This window comes from Heyndrickxia shackletonii (assembly GCF_001420715.1).
Classification (GTDB): domain Bacteria; phylum Bacillota; class Bacilli; order Bacillales; family Bacillaceae_C; genus Margalitia; species Margalitia shackletonii.
This window is the reverse complement of record NZ_LJJC01000001.1, coordinates 1-1,512: the sequence shown is the minus strand read 5'-3', so window position 1 is coordinate 1,512 and position 1,512 is coordinate 1. Positions and strand designations below refer to the sequence as shown.

At 41.0% G+C, this 1,512-nt stretch carries 1 protein-coding gene; it reads left to right on the top strand.

Annotation, left to right across the window (positions count from 1 at the left end):
- Window positions 1-42: 42 nt before the first annotated feature.
- The coding region (locus AN964_RS27640) for a hemagglutinin (RefSeq protein WP_213083977.1) at window positions 43-1,512 on the top strand (1,470 nt) is incomplete at its 3' end.

Here is a 1,512-nt window from a genome sequence, read left to right as displayed (position 1 = left end):
GGATATCATGCAAATAACTCGACAGAGCAGGTTGACACAATAATGGAAAAGAACGTTACTGTTACACATGCCCAAGACATACTGGAAAAGACACACAACGGGAAGCTTTGCGATCTAAATGGGGTGAAGCCTCTGATTTTAAAAGATTGTAGTGTAGCAGGATGGCTACTCGGAAACCCATGGTGTGACGAATTCATCAATGTACCAGAATGGTCTTACATAGTAGAGAAGGCCAATCCAGTCAATGGCCTCTGTTACCCAGGGAATTTCAACGATTATGAAGAATTGAAACACCTATTGAGCAGGATAAACCATTTTGAGAAAATACAGATCATCCCCAAAGATTCTTGGTCAGATCACGAAGCCTCAATGGGGGTGAGCGCAGCATGTTCATACCAGGGAAAGTCCTCCTTCTTCAGAAATGTAGTATGGCTTATCAAAAAGAACGATACATATCCAACAATAAAGAAAGACTACAATAATACCAACCGAGAAGATCTCTTGGTACTTTGGGGGATCCACCATCCTAATGATAAGGCAGAGCAAATAACGCTCTATCAAAACCCAACCACCTATATTTCCATTGGGACGTCAACACTAAACCAGAGATTGGTACCAAAAATAGCCACTAGATCCAAAATAAACGGGCAAAGTGGCAGGATAGATTTCTTCTGGACAATTTTAAAACCGAATGATGCAATCCACTTCGAGAGTAATGGAAATTTCATTGCTCCAGAATATGCATACAAAATTGTCAAGAAAGGAGACTCCACAATTATGAGAAGTGAAGTGGAATATGGTAACTGCAACACCAGGTGTCAGACTCCGGTAGGGGCGATAAACTCTAGTATGCCATTCCATAACATACACCCCCTCACCATCGGAGAATGTCCCAAATATGTGAAATCGAACAAATTAGTCCTTGCGACTGGACTCAGAAATAGTCCTCAAAGAGAGAGAAGAAGAAAAAGAGGACTATTTGGAGCTATAGCAGGTTTCATAGAGGGAGGATGGCAGGGAATGGTAGATGGTTGGTATGGGTACCACCACAGCAATGAGCAGGGGAGTGGATACGCTGCAGACAAAGAATCTACTCAAAAGGCAATAGACGGAGTCACCAATAAGGTCAACTCGATCATTGACAAAATGAACACTCAGTTTGAGGCCGTAGGAAGGGAATTTAATAACTTAGAGAGGAGAATAGAGAATTTAAACAAGAAGATGGAAGACGGATTCCTAGATGTCTGGACTTATAATGCTGAACTTCTGGTTCTCATGGAAAATGAAAGAACTTTAGACTTCCATGACTCAAATGTCAAGAACCTTTACGATAAGGTCAGACTACAGCTTAAGGATAATGCAAAAGAGCTGGGCAACGGTTGTTTCGAGTTCTATCACAAATGTAATAATGAATGTATGGAAAGTGTAAGAAACGGAACGTATGACTACCCGCAGTATTCAGAAGAAGCAAGATTAAAAAGAGAGGAAATAAGTGGAGTAAAATTGGAGTCA